The organism is Buchnera aphidicola (Schlechtendalia chinensis) (assembly GCF_001648115.1).
Classification (GTDB): domain Bacteria; phylum Pseudomonadota; class Gammaproteobacteria; order Enterobacterales; family Enterobacteriaceae; genus Buchnera_B; species Buchnera_B aphidicola_N.
The window spans coordinates 477,235-494,919 of record NZ_CP011299.1 but is presented as its reverse complement, the minus strand read 5'-3'; the positions used below and the strand labels follow the sequence as shown (position 1 = coordinate 494,919).

Genomic DNA, 17,685 nt, shown 5'->3' with positions numbered 1-17,685 from the left:
TTCACGTTTTTACTTTCTTTGCAATGTTTTTTGAAAAGAACATATAGAATTGTACCATTTTTCTGTTTCTTGAATTAAGGTAATATGTGTTCCTTTTTGTGTTATGGTACCATTTTGTAAAACTATAATTTCATTAGAATTAATTAATGTAGGTATTCGATGTGTACACATAATTATTGCGAGGCCATATTTTTTTAGCATATTCAAATTTTTTAATATTATTTTTTCAGTGTCTCCGTCTACTGCAGATAGAGCATTATCTAATATTAATATTTTTGATTTTGATAATAATGCTCTAGCAATAGCCACTCGTTGTTTTTGCCCGCCTGATAACATAATTCCTTTTTCACCTACTATGGTATTATATCCTTCTGGAAATTGAGCGATGTCTTGATGCAAATGTGATAAAAATGCTGCTTTTTCTATTTCTTGTTGAGAAGCGTTTTTTTTTCCTACCGCAATATTATTGAATATTGTGTCTGAAAATAGAAAAGTCGTTTGATCTACTACTGAAATTTTCTTTCTCCATTCTTGTATTCTAAATTGAGAAATAGGTATATCATTATATAATATCGTTCCATTAGACATCGAAAACTTTTTTTGAATTAGCTTTAATAGAGTACTTTTCCCTGATCCAGTAGGTCCGCAAATTCCTAAAATTTGCCCTGGATATATTGAAAAATTGATATTTTCTAATATTTTTATTGCACATTTATAATAATAAAAGTTTTGAATGTTAACTTTTAGCTTTTTAAAGTTAATTGGAATTTCTATATACTTTTTTTGAGGTGCTTTAATGCTCTTTAAAATCGACTGTATTCGTAGCCATGCTGCACTTCCTCTTTCTACTATATTGAACATCCATGCTAAAGCAAGCATGGGCCAGATCATTAGTCCGAGGTACATTATAAAACTAGTTAATTGTCCCATACTAATAGATCTTTTCCAGAATAACCATCCTCCAACTATTATTACTAACAAGTTAGATAATGAAATAGATAGATGTATTACTGGATCGAACATGGCATCAATTTTTGCGACGTTTTTGTTCTTTTGTCTCAAGTGTTTTAAAATTTTACAAAACTTTTTTATTTGGTATTTTTCTAATCCAAACGATTTAATTAAACTAATGCTACTTAAACTTTCTTGTGTATGATTGTTAAGATATGCGAATGCTTTTTGAGATTTTTGAAATCTATAATGTATTTTTTTTCCTATTTTATTTATTATGATAGCCATGATAGGCATTGGAAGTAGAGAAAATATTGTTAGTTTCCAACTAATTTGTGTAATCATAACAATTAGAACAGATATTCCCATAACCATGGAATCTATTAATGTCAATACTCCTTCTCCAGCTGCAAAAACAACTTTATCTACATCATTAGTTATTCGTGTCATTAAATCGCCTGTTTTATATTTAAAATAAAAAATTTGACTCTTTTTAACGACATGTTCATAGATTTTTATTCTTAGTTCTGAAGCAAGTTTATAAGCTGCTCCAAATAAAAAAATTCTCCACATATATCTAAGAATATAAATTGCAATAGAGATGCATAATATTATAGTGATCCAAGATAATGTTTGCATTCCATAAACTTTTTTTTCTACGATAGAATCTATCAAAATTCCTATTAATTTTGGTGGAAGCAATTGTAAGATAGAAATTAGAATTAATAAAAAAATTGCTGTTAAATATTTTTTCCATTCTCGTATAAAATACCAACCTAGTTGTTTAAATAAATACACGTAAATATCCTAGAAATTGTATAAAAAACATTTTTCGCGTATGCAACATTTAAAAAATTTTTAACTTTTTTTAAATATTCATTTAAAAATTAATAATTTTAAATTAATTTTCTGATAAATGTCTGCTATGTCTTGTAGTTTTAAAGTAGTTTGTAGTAAAAACTGTGTTTTAAATATTTTTTTGTTAATGAATTAACAACATTTATATTCAACATTTTAAATATTTTAATTTTAAATGTATATAATGTTGCACAAGTATGATTTATAGAAGACGTATGTAGTAGTGTTAATTTTTAAACAATTACTTAAAATTAATTAAACTATTATATTCAATTTGAGCTTGTGCATACAAGTTGTTCATAATAGAATTTAACGTCATATTTACATTATATTGTAGTAATTGTAATGCAATAAATTTCTTCTGATTTTCGGATAAGTTTATGTGTGTCATTTTAAAAAATTTTGCTATATATAAATTATTATTATCTTTAACAATAATAAAATAAACATTTTTTTTTGCATTAGGTTGTGGAAGATTGAATATTAATTTACTAAATTTGTTATTGTCGAATCTTGAAATTAATTGAGGTTCTTGAAATTTTAAATTTATTTTTTTTAATAATTTACTAGGTTTATGGTTTAATAGGTATATTATTTTTTTTGCGATAAAGAAATAATTTATATTATTTTTTTTGATTTTAGGAGTGAAATTAGCATTTCTATAGCGATTTTTTTCTATTTTTTTATTTTCTTCAAAGAAGTTTAATTTATTTACAGGTGCTATTGAAATCATTCTTCCTTGTGAAAATAATTGGTTAAAACGTGTAGTTTCGTTTTTTAAAGAGAATATAGAATTTATAATAGAAGATATGAACTTGTTTATTTTTAAATGTGTTTCAATTATATTTATATATTCTTTAGAACTGATACCTAATGTATTTAGAAAGAAATAATATTTTTGTATGTCAAAATTTTTATTTCTTGTAAAATTTTTTTGGTTATATATATAATTTTGAACATCATAATGTTTAATAGATATGTTTAATCTCTGAACATATTGTTTTAGTAGAGTTTCGTGTATTATATCTAACAAAACTTTTTTATATATTTTTTTTTTATATTTGTAAGAATATGCTTTATTTAATGTTTTTGTGTTAGAGTATGCATTACTTTTAATCAATTCAATTGCATATCTTCTTTGAAATTCTTGTAAACCAATTTCTTCATTATTAACTTTAATAATATATTGTTTATCATTTTTTGAACGGTAATAGTTTGATTTGGTTGTAATTAGAGTAAAAGAAATTATTATCAAAAATACTAGCATTATTATATTATACAGTATTAATTTTATTTTTTTTTTATTTATCATGAGTAGTTTTAATTTTTTTTAATATGATATTTTTTTAAAACGTTATTTTGACATTGACTGGCAATAATATTTAAATTTTTTTTTGCCAGTCTTTTTTAAGTTTTAGAAAATGTTGTATAAAATTTTTTGTTTATTTTTTATATGGTTTATTTTCTAATGATAAGTTTAAAACTTCTTCGATGTACTTCACTGGATGAACACAAATATTTGTAAGAATATTTTTAGGAATTTCTTCTAAATCTTTTTTATTTCCATGAGGAATTAGTACTTTTTTAATTCCTCCTCGATGAGCAGCCAATAATTTTTCTTTTAGACCTCCTATAGTTAAAATTTGTCCTCTTAATGTTATTTCTCCGGTCATAGCTATATCTGATCGTACTGGATTGTTTGTTAGACAAGAAACTATTGCTGTACACATAGCAATTCCAGCACTTGGTCCATCTTTTGGAGTAGCGCCTTCTGGAACATGTACGTGAATATCATGTTTTTCATGAAAATTATTTTTTATTCCTAATTTGTGTGCATGTGATCGTACTACAGTTAAAGCAGCTTGAATAGATTCTTGCATCACTTCTCCTAAAGATCCTGTATAAATTAGTTTTCCCTTTCCTAATATGCAAGCAGTCTCAATAGTTAATAGTTCACCACCAACTTCAGTCCAAGCTAAACCAATTACTTGCCCAATTTGGTTTTTATTAATAATTTTCCCATAGTTAAATCTTTGAACGCCGAGATAATCGTGTAAATTTTCGTTATTTATATGTATTTTTTTGAGTTGTTTTTCTAAAACTAAAGTTTTAACACATTTTCGACATATTTTTGAAAGTTCTCTTTCTAAACCGCGAACTCCTGCTTCGCGTGTGTAATATCTAATAATATTAATAATAACGGAGTCTTCTATTATTAATTCATTACTTTTTAAAGCGTTTCTTTTAATTTGTTTAGATTTTAGGTAAGATTTTGCAATGTTTAGTTTTTCATCTTCAGTGTAACCAGAAATTTTAATAATTTCCATTCGATCTAGTAGCGGTGCAGGAATATTTGTAGAATTAGAAGTTGCAATGAACATTATTTCAGAAAGATCATAGTCGATTTCTAAATAATGATCATTAAATGTAACATTTTGTTCTGGATCTAATACTTCTAACAAAGCAGATGTTGGATCTACTCGCATGTCATAGGACATTTTATCTATTTCATCTAATAAAAATAGTGGATTTTTTACTCCTGCTTTTGCAATTTTTTGAATTAATTTGCCAGGCATGGAACCTATATATGTTTTTCTATGTCCTCTAATTTCTGCTTCGTCTCTAATTCCACCAAGAGCCATTCTAATGTATTTCCTTCCAGTTGCTCGTGCTATAGATTTTCCTAAAGACGTTTTTCCTACTCCAGGCGGTCCTACTAAGCATAATATGGGTCCTTTCATTTTGCTAATTCTACTTTGAACAGCTAAGTATTCTAAAATTCGTTCTTTTACTTTTTCTAAACCAAAATGATCTAGATCAAGAATTTGCTTTGCTTCTTGTAAATTTTTTTTAATCTTACTTCTCTTATTCCAAGGAATTTGTAGCATCCAATCTATATAACTTCTGACTACAGTAGCTTCAGCAGACATAGGTGACATCATCTTTAATTTTTTTAGTTCAGCTTCTGTTTTTTCTTTTACACCCCTCGGCATTTTAGAAGAATTAATTTTTTGTTTAAAAATTTTATTTTCGTCTAAAGTATGATCCATTTCGCCTAGTTCTTTTTGAATTGCTTTCATTTGCTCATTTAAATAGTATTCTCTCTGACTTTTCTCCATTTGTTTTTTAACTCGATGTCGAATACGCTTTTCTAAATTTAGCAAATCAATTTCTGATTCCATAATCGCCATTATATGTTCCAGTCGGTCATTTGTATGGTACATTTCTAGAATAGATTGTTTTTCAGATAATTTTAATGGCATATGAGTAGCAATCGCATCTGATAACTGTTCTGCATTATCTACCTTAGACAAAGTATTTAGTATTTCTAATGGGATTTTTTTATTTAACTTTATGTATGTTTCAAACTGGTTTAGAGTAGCTCGAATTAATACTATTTGTTCTTTTTTAGGGATATTTGGAGCAATAATGGGTTTAATATGTGCAATAAAATAATCTCCATTATTTTTTAGAGTTTTTATATTTGCACGTTGCAGTCCTTCTACTAACACTTTTATGGTTCCGTCAGGAAGTTTTAGTGTTTGTAATATAGAAGCAGTTGTTCCAACTGTAAATAAATCTTTATCAGTAGGATCATCTATTTCAGCTTTTTTTTGAGCAACTAACATTATTTTCTTATCATTTTTAATAGAAGCTTCAATACATTTAATAGATTTTTCTCTTCCTACAAATAGTGGAATGACCATATATGGATAAACTACTACATCTCGTAATGGTAAGACTGGAATTTCAGTGTATTCAGAATGTTCTAGATTCATAAAACTCTCTCTTAGTTTCAATAATTTTTTAAATCTTATATTTAACTATCAATTTTTATTGTAGAACTATGATAAGTATGAGTGTTTTAGAGTTAAAATCTGATACTTAATTCTAAAATATTAAAATATAAAATAGAAAGTATTATTTTTGAAACTTTAACAATTTTTCAAAATTTTTAAAAAATTTATTACGAATTATTTTTTTTATATATTATTTTTGGTTTTGTTTTTCCATTAACTACTAATTTACTAATTAATACTTCTTTAACATTGTCCATAGAAGGTAAGTTATACATTGTATCAAGTAAAATAGATTCCATAATTGAGCGTAGTCCACGTGCACCTGTTTTTTTATTTATAGTTTTTTTTGCTATACATTTCATTGCTTCTGTTTGAAATTTCAATTGTACCCCTTCAACTTTGAATAGTGTTTGATATTGTTTTATTAGTGCATTTTTTGGTTTGCATAATATATCTATTAATTCTAATTCATTTAATTCATATAACGTTGCGAGAACTGGAAATCTTCCTACAAATTCTGGAATTAGTCCAAATTTAATTAGGTCTTTAGGCTCTATTTCCTTTAGTAGCTTTTTGTTTACATATTTTTTATTATTTTTACTAATTTTTGCGTTAAATCCAATTTCTGTTTTTATTTTTTTTCTTTTAAAAATAATTTTTTCTAATCCAAAAAAAGTTCCTCCACATATGAATAAAATTTTAGAAGTATCAATTTTGAGAAATTCTTGTTGTGGATGTTTTCTTCCACCTTGCATAGGAACTGAAGCTATAGTACCTTCAATTATTTTTAGTAAAGCTTGCTGTACTCCTTCTCCAGAAACGTCTCGAGTTATAGATGGATTTTCAGACTTTCTGGAAATTTTGTCTATTTCATCTATGTAAATAATTCCATTTTCTGCTTTTTGTATGTCATAGTTACATTCTCTTAACAGTTTTTGAATAATGTTTTCTACATCTTCTCCTACATATCCCGCTTCTGTTAAAGTTGTAGCATCAGTTATAGCTAATGGAACGTCAAGAAATTTTGATAATGTTTCTGCGAGCAATGTTTTTCCGCTTCCTGTTGGTCCAATAAGTAAAATGTTACTTTTTCCTAGTTTAATTTCAGATTTTAAATATTGTATACGTTTATAATGATTATACACTGCTACTGATAGAATTTTTTTAGTTTCATCTTGTCCTATAATATAGTCATCTAGATGTTTTTTTATCTCATGCGGTTTTGGAATGTTGTATTTTCTATTTTGTTCAGATGTATCGAATTCTACACTTTTATGAATAATATCGTTGCATAAGTGTACACATTCATTACAAATATAAATAGATGGTCCTTCTACTAGTTTTTTAACCTCTTTTTGGCTTTTTCCACAAAAAGAACAAAATAACAGTGCTTTATTATTATTTCGAGTATTGTCTGTCATTGTTTTTCCTTATGTGATTTAATAATATGTGGCAAAGAATATTATAATCTGCTTATATTCTATAGTTATGGAAATAACAATATTATATTAGTTTTAGATTTTTTAAGAGAAATTTATTTTCGATGATGTAAGATAGAATCAATTAATCCGTATTCAATTGCTTCTTTAGCGGAAAGAAAACAATCTCTTTCAGTATCTTGTTCTATTTTTTGCAGTTTTTGTTCAGTATGAATAGATAATAGTTTATTCATTCTTTTTTTAATTGTTATAATTTCTTTAGTGTGAATCTCGATATCTGAAACTTGTCCACTATATCCTCCTAACGGTTGATGAATCATAATTCGAGAATTTGGTAAACAAAATCTTTTTCCTTTTTCTCCTGAAGTTAAAATCAATGCAGCCATTGAACATGCTTGTCCAATACAAATTGTATTAATATTTGGTTTTACAAATTGAATAGTATCATAAATAGACATACCTGAAGAAATTGTCCCTCCTGGTGAATTTATATATATAAAAATATCTTTTTTTGGATTTTTAAATTCTAAGAATAGAATTTGAGCTATTATAGAATTTGCTAAATTATCTTCAATTATTCCAGTTAAGAATATAATTCTTTCTTTTAGCAATCTTGAATATATATCATATGATCTTTCTCCATATAGTGTTTTCTCTATTACCATAGGGATTAGTAATGCATTTTTGTTTTTTTTTTTGTTTTTTATGTTATATGACATAATTATACCGGTATATTTTATATTAAGGGTAATATTACATTGAGATAATATGCTTTAAAATTTTTTGTTTTTAAATTATGTAGTGTACAATCGCTTTTTATATCTAGAAAAATAAACTTTTCGTATGAAAAGTTTTGAACATAATTTCAATATATTATTTATTATTCAACGTATAGTATTGTTATTTTTTAATTTGTATTACAGAATTTTTTTTCTGCTTCATAAAAATTATATTCTTTTTCTTTTTTAATGGAATAGTTTAGGCATGTGGATATTATTTGCTGTTCTAAATCTATGTTGTTGAAGTACTGATTAATTTCTTTATTTTCATGATACAGTTTAATTAATTTTTTTTCGTGGTTATTAGATATTTTAATTTCTTTTATTAGCAATTGTATTGTTGACCAATTAGGTTTTAAAGAATAGTTTTTTATAAATTGATTAAATAAAATTTTAGAAAAAGCATAATATTTTGATTTCTCAATTAAATTTTGTTGATAAGTGGTTTTAAAGACATTTTTCTTATCTTTTTTATAAGAATTAATTTTTTTTGATTTTAAAATTAAAAAAGTATTTTTTATTATTGTAGAAGGGATATCAATAGAATTATTACATTTCATAAAATATTTTGTTATTTGTGTTTTTATTTGGTTATTAATAATAGTTTTTGCTTGATTGTGTAATATGTTTTGAATAGTTTGATATTGTTCTTTGTTTAATTGTAGTTTTTGATTGTTATAATAATTTTTTAAATTTTTTTTAAGTTTCTCAACTTTTTTTATAATAATTTCTGTTTTAAGTGTTGTTCCTGCGATATTTTTATCACAATGATGTTTTGAAAATGTGATGTTAATAAAAAAAGATTCGTTAACTTTTTTATTTAATATTATCCTCTCAATTTCTGGGAGTATTTCGTTTCTTCCAATAATAAATTGAAAATTGTGTAAATCATATTTTTTAAAACTATTATTGGAGTTGTGGTTGATGCAGGTAATAGTAACTCTGTTTTTTAGATTGATATAATTAAATGTTGTTTTCCATTCATTATTTTTTAAAAACTTTTGAGTTGCTTTTTGGACATCTGTTTCAGTAATATGAATTTTGGGAACGTTTATAATTAAGTCTTTCATATTTAAAATAATATTTGGATATATTTCAAACTTTATTAAATAATTGTAATCTTTTCCTTTTTCATAGTTTTTTAAAATAAATTCAGGTGTTCCAGCTACTTGAAAACTTTTTTTTTGAATTATTTTTGTGAAATGTTCTTTTATTAATTTTTCTAATATATTTTTTTTGATATTTTTTTTATAATAATTTTTTAAAATGTAAAGTGGTGCTTTTCCTATTCTGAATCCATCAACACGTATGGTATCTTTTAATTTTAAAAGTTCTTTTTGTACTGATTGTTTTATAATATTGTTTGGGATAGTAACATGAATATTCCGAGATAATTTTTCATTTCTCTTAATTTCGAGTTCCATCGTATTTCCTTAAAAATATTTTTAAATAATGTTGTAATTTTCATTTACAAAATATTTTAAAATGTAGTTTGTTTTGCGATTTTTAACAATTTTGAATTTTATATTTTTATTAAAAGTATTTTATACAAATAAAATGTTTGATAGATAATCGTTTTAAATATAATAGTTTTATATTTTTTATTTATAAACGTTTCTTTTAAAATAAGTTTAATTATATTAGATTTCTTCTTTTAAATTTTATTTACTATTTTTATATAATATATATTATTTTATGCATTTAGGAGAAAATAAATTTTTGTTTATTTTACTTTTCCATTCATATATTGTATATGTATGCAATGCTATCCCATGAATTTTATATTGAGTAATGCATTCAGACAACAAGTGGTATATTTTTTTATGTCTTTTTAATAAATTATAATTAACAAAGTCATCACTTACTACGACAATTTTGATATGTGAATAGTTAGAAGACAATTTATGTTTTTTGCTTTGATTAAATACTTTAATAATTTGTACATTAAGTACCGATGTTAATATATCTTTTATTTTTTTTATAATCATTTTTATATTTTTAGTTAGTGATAATCAATTTTTTATATTGAAATTATTTATTTAATTATTTTTAAAATATTGGGTAGTTTATTTCCATCATTTATTTTAAAATTTTAAATATAATTAATTTTTACTAAATTTTAGAGTTATTGTAAAAATTAAAAATATTTATTTTATAATTTTTAAAATTAAGTAAACATTTCTATAATGATGGAGTTTTCAATGAAAATTTAGTTGGTGCAAATATAATCTATTATTAATTACATGTCTATATTTAAAGATTTTTATTAAAATAATCATTTTATATAGGAAAAATTTTTAATTTAAGAATTTTAAAACAATATAATTTTTTAAGCACAAACATTGAGGTTATGAATGAAATTTTTAAAATGTCGTACATGCATTTTAAATTTTTTTTTGACAAGTTTTATTTTTACTTTATACGGATGTAGTAATGGGGTTTTAAATCCAAAAGGTTACATTGCTGTAGAACAACGATCTTTAATATTAACAGCTTTTTTGTCAATGTTATGTATTATCATTCCAGTATTTTTTATGACATTATTTTTTTTGATAAAATTTAGAGAGAATAATAGTAATGCTAATTATAAGCCAAATTGGTCAAATTCTCATATGATTGAATTGTTAGTTTGGGGTTTTCCAATTTTAATTATTTGTTTTCTTTCAATTTTATCGTGGAAATCATCACATGATTTAGATCCAAAGAAACTAATTATTTCTAATGTTAGACCGATTAAAATATACGTAGTATCTTTAGATTGGAAATGGTTATTTATTTATCCAAATGAGAATGTTGCTACTATTAATGAATTAGTATTTCCTGTTAATACTCCAATAATATTTGAGTTAACTTCTAATTCTGTAATGAATTCATTTTTTATTCCTTCTCTTGGAAGTCAAATATATACTATGGCAGGAATGAAAACTAAACTAAATTTAATTGCTAATGAATCTGGAATTTATAAAGGTATATCTTCTAATTATAGTGGAGTTGGATTTTCAAATATGAAGTTCAGAGTAATAATAACTAAAAACTATTTTTTCTTTAAAAAGTGGATACAAAAAGTTAAAAATTCTTCAGATAGATTAGATTTTTTATTAGGTTTTAGAAAAATAGCATATCCAAGTGAAAATGAAACGATTAAATATTATAAAAATGTGGAAAAAAACTTGTTTAACATAATTGTTAAGAAAAGTCAAGATATAAAAAAATAGTTTTGTTTTTTAAAAAAATGTCATTTTAAATGAAACGTAAGGATTCATATACTATGTTCGGTAGATTGAATTTAGATGCAATTCCATATCATGATCCTATCATAATGATTACATATTCTATGATTATTGTATGCTCTGTTTGTATAGCGATAATTATTACTTATTTTAAAAAATGGAATTATATATGGAGTGAATGGTGTTGTTCTGTAGATCATAAAAAAATTGCGATTATGTACATTTTTCTTGCTTTTGTAATGCTATTTCGTGGTTTCGTTGATGCTATCATGATGCGTGCTCAACAAGTTTTAGCTTCTTCAGAAGAAGGAATAGGATTTTTATCATCTCAACATTATGACCAGATATTTACGGCTCATGGTGTTATTATGATTTTTTTCGTAGCTATGCCATTAGTTATTGGATTAATGAATTTAGTAGTACCATTGCAAATTGGAGCTCGTGATATTGCGTTTCCATTTCTTAATAATTTGAGTTTTTGGTTAACTGTTAGTGGTGCTGTATTAATAAATCTTTCGCTCGGAATTGGAGAATTTGCACGAACCGGATGGTTGGGCTATCCACCTTTATCAGAAACAGAGTTTAGTCCTGGAGTTGGTGTTGATTATTGGATTTGGAGTATACAGTTGTCTGGTATAGGAACGACTTTAACAGCTATTAATTTTTTAGTCACTATTTTAAAAATGCGAGCATCTGGCATGTCTTTGTTTAAAATGCCTGTTTTTACATGGACTTCGTTATGCGCAAATGTTCTTATACTTGCTTCTTTTCCAGTTTTAACTGTTAGTTTATTATTACTTACTTTGGACAGATATCTTGGATTTCATTTTTTTACCAATGATTCTGGTGGTAATGTAATGATGTATGTTAATTTAATTTGGATTTGGGGTCATCCGGAAGTTTATATTTTAGTACTCCCCGTTTTTGGAGTTTTTTCTGAAGTAGTAGCTACTTTTTCTCGAAAAAGAATTTTTGGGTATGTGTCTTTAGTTTGGGCAACGATTGCAATTACTATTTTATCTTTCATAGTTTGGTTACATCATTTTTTTACTATGGGTGCGGGAGCTAATGTCAATTCATTTTTTGGAATAGCTACTATGATTATCGCAATACCAACTGGTGTAAAGATTTTTAATTGGTTATTTACTATGTATAATGGAAGAATTCATATGCATTCTTCAATGTTATGGACCATAGGTTTTTTGATTATTTTTTCAATAGGTGGAATGTCAGGTGTTTTACTTTCTTTGCCTGCAGTCGATTTTGTGTTACATAATAGTGTATTTTTGATAGCGCATTTTCATAATGTTATTATTGGTGGTGTGGTATTTGGATGTTTTTCTGGAATTTCATATTGGTTTCCGAAAATGTTTGGGTTTACATTATCTGAATCATGGGGGAAACGTGCGTTTTGGTTTTGGATTTTTGGATTTCTTTTCGCGTTTATGCCGTTGTACATTTTAGGTCTCATGGGAATGACTCGTCGTCTTAGTCAACATATAGATCATCAATTTCATTCTATGCTGATTTTATCTGCTTTTGGTACTTTTTTAATTTCAATTGGGATTTTATGTCAGATTATTCAATTGTTAGTGTCTATTCGAGATCGAAGTATTTGTAGAGATATGACAGGCGATCCATGGAATGGAAGAACACTAGAGTGGTCAACCTCTTCTCCTCCTCCATTATATAATTTTTCTATTATGCCTAAAGTATGTGTTCGTGATTGCTTTTGGGAATTTAAAAATGATAGCAGGAAAATAAATTTAAAAAATGTTGAGTATTCTGATATTCATATGCCTAATAAAACTAGTTTAGGGATTTTTATTAGTTTGTGTTCTGTAATTTTTAGTTTTTCATTAATTTGGAACATTTTTTGGATGTGTATTGTATCTTTTCTAATAATTATATATTTGTTAATAAGAAAAGGGTTTTATATTGATAATGGTTATATAATTTCTAAAGAACACGTAAAAAAAATTGAAGAAAAACGTATTAATGATCTTAAAAAATTAGGACTTAAATAATGGTTAGTAATTTAATAAATGAAAAATTAGATACAACTAAATTCAAAATTAGTGCTTTAAGTTCTAATAAATTTTTTGGATTTTGGTTATATTTAATGAGTGATTTTGTAATTTTTATAACATTGTTTTCTGTTTATATAGTTATGAAAGATAATATTGCTTATGGTCCATCTGGACCAGAGATTTTTAATTTTTTTATGATCATTTTAGAGAGTTTTTTTTTGTTGTTTAGTTCTTTTGCTTGTAGTTTTATTTTTATTAATTCAGAAAAGGATTATACGGGGAAAATTATATTTTGGTTAAGTATAACTTTTATTTTAGGTTTTTTATTTTTAGCATTTGAAACTTATGAGCTTTATGATCTTGTAAAACAAGGGCATGGTCCGTCGTGTAGTGGTTTTTTATCAGCTTTTTTTATGTTGTTAGTTACTCATGGTGCTCATGTTATTATAGCACTTTTGTGGATTTTAGTTATGATAAAACAATTAATTAAGTTTGGTATTACGTTAGAAGTTTATACGAGAATTATTTGTTTAAGTTTATTTTGGCATTTTTTAGATATAGTTTGGATTTTTATCTTTTCTATAGTTTATTTATTTGGAGTAGTAAAATGATTTGTTCATGTTTAAGAAAAGTTTTAAATTCAAAAAGTAAATATCTTTTTCAGTTTCTAAAATTTTTAACATTAATTATATTAACTATACTTCCATTTTTTTTAGTTATCAAACAAATATTTTTTAAAGAATTGACATATTTTTTAGTAACACTTTGTTTAATGATTCAAGTTTTGATTCATATAAAGTATTTTTTACATTTAAATTTTTCTAAAAAATACAAGTGGAATATTATATCAATAGTATTCACATTTTTAATATCAATTATTATTTTTTTTGGATCGTATTGGGTAATGAAAAATTTAAATCATAATTTATATATTAAAATAGTATGATATTACTTTTTATAGAATTGTTAAAACCAAAAATAATTTTTGGGAACTTAATATCTTCTTTAGGTGGTTTTTTGCTAGCTTCAAAAGGAAGTATAAATTATAAATTATTATTTTTAAATATGATTAGTGTATCGTTAGTCATTGGATCTTCTTGTATTTTTAATAATATTATTGATTCTGACATAGATAAATACATGAGTAGAACTAAGAACAGAATTTTGGTTACTAATACGTGTTTTTATAATTTATCTATATTTTTCGGTATTTTTTTAGGAATATTAGGGTTTTTAATTTATGGATATTTTGTAAATGTATTGTGTATGTTATTATCTTTTTTGGGTTTTATAATATATGTGGTATGCTATAGTTTATTTTTAAAAAGAAAATCGATATATTCAACGTTAGTTGGAAGCATATCTGGAGCTATTCCTCCTATTTTGGGCTATTGTTCTGTAACTAATTATATAGATTTGTGTGTTTTGAATTTGTTTTTGATTTTTTTTGTATGGCAAATTCCTCATTCTTATGCGATTTTTATTATGCATTTTAACGATTATAAGAAAGCTAATATACCTATTTTCCCTTCTTTTAGATCATTTTCAGAAACTAAAATTCATGTAAATATATTTATATTTTTGTTTTTAACATTTTCTTGCTTATTAACAGTTATGAAGTATGTTGGACACAAATTTTTCATTTGTATATTTTTTTTATCTATGATATGGATTTTTCTTTCAGAAAAAAAATATAAAAATGATTATGATCATGTTTTATGGGCAAAAAATATTTTTTATCATTCTATTTTACTAATTTTTGTGACAAATATCATGATGGCTCTTGATTATATTAATTAAAAATGTTTTATTAAAATTTTTTATATTATTTTTTAAAGACAATTTGATGGTTGTGGAACTCCTGCTATTTTACTTGCTTGTTGAGTTGGACCGAGAGGAAATAATTTAAATAGATAACAACTTGTCATTTTTTCAGTTTTTTTTTTAAAATTTTTATTAAAATTCTCATGGATGGTGTTAAATTGAATTTTAAATAAAAATCTCGAATAGTATATATAACTATCCAATGGTCTCGAGTAATAGTAATAGATTCTTTTTTTGCGATTTCTTTAGCTATTTTTTCACTCCAATTTGTATTTTTCTTAAAAATTTTGTCATTCATATAATTTTCTCACTTTTATATATTATAAAGTTTGTATATTTTTAAATTTTTAAAAGTAAAATTTTAATATTACAATATTTGATTTATTATATTAAAAATTACTTTTATTGCAATAAAAAAATGATTCATTATGAATATACTTAATTTTGATTTAAAGGAACGAAATATAATCATAGGGATATGTATTATTTTTTCTTTACGAGTAATTGGCATGTTTATAGTTTTGCCTGTATTTAGTACTTATGGAATTTTTTTAAAAGATAGTACTACATTTTTAGTAGGTGTAGCAGTTGGAATATATGGACTTTTTCAAGCTATTTTTCAAATTCCATATGGATGGTTATCAGATAAGATAGGCAGAAAATTTGTTATTATTTTAGGACTATTGTTTTTTTTTATAGGAAGTTGTATATGCTTTTTAAGCAATTCTATTTTTGGAATCATATTAGGACGTAGTTTACAAGGATCGGGAGCAATATCTTCGGTATGTATGGCATTATTGTCTGATGTAATATCAAAAAAAAATAGAACAAAAGCGATGGGATTATTAGGTATTAGTTTTGGAATAAGTTTCATTATTTCTGTGGTTATTAGTCCAATTATAGTTCAAATTTTTGGTTTTCGATATTTGTTTCTTGTAGGAATTTTATTATCTATAATATGTATTATAATAGTTTTTTTTGTAATTCCATCTTTTGTATCTTTTACCGAAAAATTTTATTTGAAGGACGAATTTAAGAATTTTATATATATATGCAAAAATTTTAAATTGTTTCAATTAAATTTAAATATCTTTTTTTTACATATGATATTAGTATTATATTTTTTCTTCATACCATTACAATTACGTTTTTATACATATTTTAGTCATATTTCATGGATTGTATATTTTATTACTATTGTGATTTCTTTTGTGATTGCATCACCCATTAGCAGTTATTTTAATAAAAACGAAAACAAAAAATTAGTAATTTTATTATCAATATGTGGATTAATGTTATCTAACTGTATGTTGTTATTATTTGAAAAAAATAGTTTTTTTCTTATTTTTGCAATACAAACGTTTTTTGTAGTTTTTAGCTTTTTTGAAATGATACTTCCAATTTTAGTGAGTGAAAATGCTCCTATACGTTATAAAGGAACTTCTATGGCAGTATATTCTATTAGTCAATTTTTAGGTTCTTCTATAGGGAGTGTTTTAGGAGGATTTTTTTTAAATAATTTTAATAGTTACTTTTTACTTTTTATTACTTTAATTTTAAATTGTATATGGTTTTTTGTTAATTTTTTATGTTTAAAAATGTAGTTTTCTTAAAATTTTGTTGGTATAGATATTTTATGTAATAGTCATAAATATTTATATATATAAAAGTATAATAACTATATATATAATATTAATATTCTAGGTTATGGTATAATGCTATTGAAATATCATTTTTAGAATTTTCTAGAGAGATGTTATTTTAATTTAGCTATGTTTTTTATAACGTGTTGTATTATGCAGTATATTAATATATATTTTATTTAAATTTGTTTGAAGTTAATTTCGTAGGTATTAAAAATGGATTTTTCGGAATTTTTGAAAGATAAACAAAATAGAATTGATAGATTTATATTAAACTTTTTAGAAAATTTGCCTTTTCAAGACACTTTATTGTTAGGTGCTATAAAATATGGAGTCTTTTCAGGAGGAAAAAGAATTAGACCTGTATTAATGTATATTCTTGGAGAAATATTTAAAATTCATATAAGCATTACAGATCATCTTGCTTCTTCTATTGAATTTATGCACTCGTATTCTTTAATACATGATGATTTGCCAGCATTAGATCATGACGAATTTAGAAGGAATAAGCTTTCTTGTTATAAAAAATTTGGAGAATCTACTGCTATACTAGCTGGAAATGCTTTGCAATGTTTATCTTTTAATATTTTAGCTCGTCTACATTTAAAAGAAATATCTGATAGTAAAAAAGTAAACATGATTTTAAATTTATCAAATTCTTCTGGAATATTAGGAATGTGTGCAGGTCAATTTTTTGATTTAGAATTTAAACGTAAGTCTGTTACATTAAATGAATTAGAACGAATGTATTGGTACAAAACTGGATCCTTAATTGACGTTGCAGTGCGATTCATGTTAACTTTTTGTTGTCAAGAAAATGACAAAATATTTTCAACATTTTTACAATATTCTAAAAACATTAGTTTTGCCCTGCAATTAAGAGATGACATTATTGATTTTAAAAATGATAAAACTCGTATAGATTTTTACCGACGGTCTGGTGAGAATTGTGTAGGAAACACTTTTCCTTTAATTTTAGGTTTACATAAATCCAAAGAAAAGTTAGAAGAACTTTATAAAAATGCATTACTATGTTTAAAAACGTTATCGGATGAATATATAGATGTTAAGTTATTAGCAGAATTAGCACATTACGTAATTATTTTTGATAAATAACTGTTATAATGAGTT

At 24.4% G+C, this 17,685-nt stretch carries 14 protein-coding genes and 1 pseudogene; 7 read left to right on the top strand and 8 right to left on the bottom strand.

Going from position 1 to position 17,685, the window contains the following annotated elements:
- Window positions 1-9 precede the first annotated feature (9 nt).
- From XW81_RS02190 to XW81_RS02160, 7 genes are all read right to left on the bottom strand, one after another.
- Complete coding sequence (locus XW81_RS02190) at window positions 10-1,749, bottom strand: ABC transporter transmembrane domain-containing protein (RefSeq protein WP_075474313.1); 1,740 nt, start codon at window positions 1,747-1,749, stop codon at window positions 10-12.
- A gap of 301 nt (window positions 1,750-2,050) precedes the next feature.
- A complete protein-coding gene (locus XW81_RS02185; protein ID WP_195182282.1) occupies window positions 2,051-3,076 on the bottom strand; it encodes a SurA N-terminal domain-containing protein in 1,026 nt (341 codons plus the stop codon).
- A gap of 175 nt (window positions 3,077-3,251) precedes the next feature.
- Window positions 3,252-5,588 carry an endopeptidase La gene (gene lon, locus XW81_RS02180; protein ID WP_075474311.1) on the bottom strand — a complete coding sequence of 779 codons (2,337 nt, stop codon included), beginning with the start codon at window positions 5,586-5,588 and terminating at the stop codon, window positions 3,252-3,254.
- A 188-nt stretch (window positions 5,589-5,776) separates the two neighbouring features.
- The gene (clpX, locus tag XW81_RS02175) at window positions 5,777-7,030 is read right to left on the bottom strand and encodes an ATP-dependent Clp protease ATP-binding subunit ClpX (RefSeq protein ID WP_075474310.1); all 1,254 of its coding nucleotides are present in this window, start codon (window positions 7,028-7,030) and stop codon (window positions 5,777-5,779) included.
- Window positions 7,031-7,143: 113 nt separating this feature from the next.
- Complete coding sequence (gene clpP, locus XW81_RS02170; protein ID WP_075474309.1) at window positions 7,144-7,767, bottom strand: ATP-dependent Clp endopeptidase proteolytic subunit ClpP; 624 nt, start codon at window positions 7,765-7,767, stop codon at window positions 7,144-7,146.
- A gap of 188 nt (window positions 7,768-7,955) precedes the next feature.
- The gene (tig, locus tag XW81_RS02165; RefSeq protein ID WP_075474308.1) at window positions 7,956-9,251 is read right to left on the bottom strand and encodes a trigger factor; all 1,296 of its coding nucleotides are present in this window, start codon (window positions 9,249-9,251) and stop codon (window positions 7,956-7,958) included.
- Window positions 9,252-9,515: 264 nt separating this feature from the next.
- A complete protein-coding gene (locus tag XW81_RS02160) occupies window positions 9,516-9,815 on the bottom strand; it encodes a BolA family protein (RefSeq protein WP_075474307.1) in 300 nt (99 codons plus the stop codon).
- Window positions 9,816-10,181: 366 nt separating this feature from the next.
- On the opposite strand from XW81_RS02160, the gene cyoA reads away from it, so the two are divergent.
- From cyoA to cyoE, 5 genes are read left to right on the top strand one after another with little or no spacing between them, the layout of a single operon-like run.
- Window positions 10,182-11,042, top strand: coding sequence for a ubiquinol oxidase subunit II (gene cyoA, locus XW81_RS02155; RefSeq protein WP_075474306.1), 861 nt, complete (start codon window positions 10,182-10,184; stop codon window positions 11,040-11,042).
- A 53-nt stretch (window positions 11,043-11,095) separates the two neighbouring features.
- Window positions 11,096-13,084, top strand: a complete 1,989-nt coding sequence (gene cyoB, locus XW81_RS02150; protein WP_075474305.1) for a cytochrome o ubiquinol oxidase subunit I — start codon at window positions 11,096-11,098, stop codon at window positions 13,082-13,084.
- Window positions 13,084-13,698: a cytochrome c oxidase subunit 3 gene (locus XW81_RS02145; protein ID WP_075474304.1), complete on the top strand. Its 615-nt coding sequence runs from the start codon at window positions 13,084-13,086 to the stop codon at window positions 13,696-13,698. Before cyoB ends, XW81_RS02145 begins: the two co-directional genes overlap by 1 nt.
- A complete protein-coding gene (locus XW81_RS02140) occupies window positions 13,695-14,033 on the top strand; it encodes a cytochrome o ubiquinol oxidase subunit IV (RefSeq protein ID WP_075474303.1) in 339 nt (112 codons plus the stop codon). Before XW81_RS02145 ends, XW81_RS02140 begins: the two co-directional genes overlap by 4 nt.
- A complete protein-coding gene (gene cyoE / locus XW81_RS02135; protein WP_075474302.1) occupies window positions 14,030-14,887 on the top strand; it encodes a heme o synthase in 858 nt (285 codons plus the stop codon). The genes XW81_RS02140 and cyoE overlap by 4 nt, the downstream gene beginning before the upstream one ends.
- A gap of 32 nt (window positions 14,888-14,919) precedes the next feature.
- On the opposite strand, the pseudogene XW81_RS02130 reads toward cyoE, so the two are convergent.
- Window positions 14,920-15,209 (bottom strand): annotated as a pseudogene (locus XW81_RS02130) (TusE/DsrC/DsvC family sulfur relay protein).
- Window positions 15,210-15,339: 130 nt separating this feature from the next.
- Between XW81_RS02130 and XW81_RS02125 the strand changes: the two are divergent.
- Window positions 15,340-16,515, top strand: coding sequence for an MFS transporter (locus tag XW81_RS02125; RefSeq protein ID WP_075474301.1), 1,176 nt, complete (start codon window positions 15,340-15,342; stop codon window positions 16,513-16,515).
- Between the two features lie 255 nt (window positions 16,516-16,770).
- Window positions 16,771-17,670, top strand: coding sequence for a polyprenyl synthetase family protein (locus XW81_RS02120; RefSeq protein WP_075474300.1), 900 nt, complete (start codon window positions 16,771-16,773; stop codon window positions 17,668-17,670).
- Window positions 17,671-17,685 lie beyond the last annotated feature (15 nt).

Bases quoted from the DNA above. Each gene is read 5' to 3' on its own strand.
- XW81_RS02185 (WP_195182282.1), bottom strand. From the start codon at position 3,076: ATGCTAGTATTTTTGATAATAATTTCTTTTACTCTAATTACAACCAAA.
- lon (WP_075474311.1), bottom strand. From the start codon at position 5,588: ATGAATCTAGAACATTCTGAATACACTGAAATTCCAGTCTTACCATTA.
- clpX (WP_075474310.1), bottom strand. From the start codon at position 7,030: ATGACAGACAATACTCGAAATAATAATAAAGCACTGTTATTTTGTTCT.
- clpP (WP_075474309.1), bottom strand. From the start codon at position 7,767: ATGTCATATAACATAAAAAACAAAAAAAAAAACAAAAATGCATTACTA.
- tig (WP_075474308.1), bottom strand. From the start codon at position 9,251: ATGGAACTCGAAATTAAGAGAAATGAAAAATTATCTCGGAATATTCAT.
- XW81_RS02160 (WP_075474307.1), bottom strand. From the start codon at position 9,815: ATGATTATAAAAAAAATAAAAGATATATTAACATCGGTACTTAATGTA.
- cyoA (WP_075474306.1), top strand. From the start codon at position 10,182: ATGAAATTTTTAAAATGTCGTACATGCATTTTAAATTTTTTTTTGACA.
- cyoB (WP_075474305.1), top strand. From the start codon at position 11,096: ATGTTCGGTAGATTGAATTTAGATGCAATTCCATATCATGATCCTATC.
- XW81_RS02145 (WP_075474304.1), top strand. From the start codon at position 13,084: ATGGTTAGTAATTTAATAAATGAAAAATTAGATACAACTAAATTCAAA.
- XW81_RS02140 (WP_075474303.1), top strand. From the start codon at position 13,695: ATGATTTGTTCATGTTTAAGAAAAGTTTTAAATTCAAAAAGTAAATAT.
- cyoE (WP_075474302.1), top strand. From the start codon at position 14,030: ATGATATTACTTTTTATAGAATTGTTAAAACCAAAAATAATTTTTGGG.
- XW81_RS02125 (WP_075474301.1), top strand. From the start codon at position 15,340: ATGAATATACTTAATTTTGATTTAAAGGAACGAAATATAATCATAGGG.
- XW81_RS02120 (WP_075474300.1), top strand. From the start codon at position 16,771: ATGGATTTTTCGGAATTTTTGAAAGATAAACAAAATAGAATTGATAGA.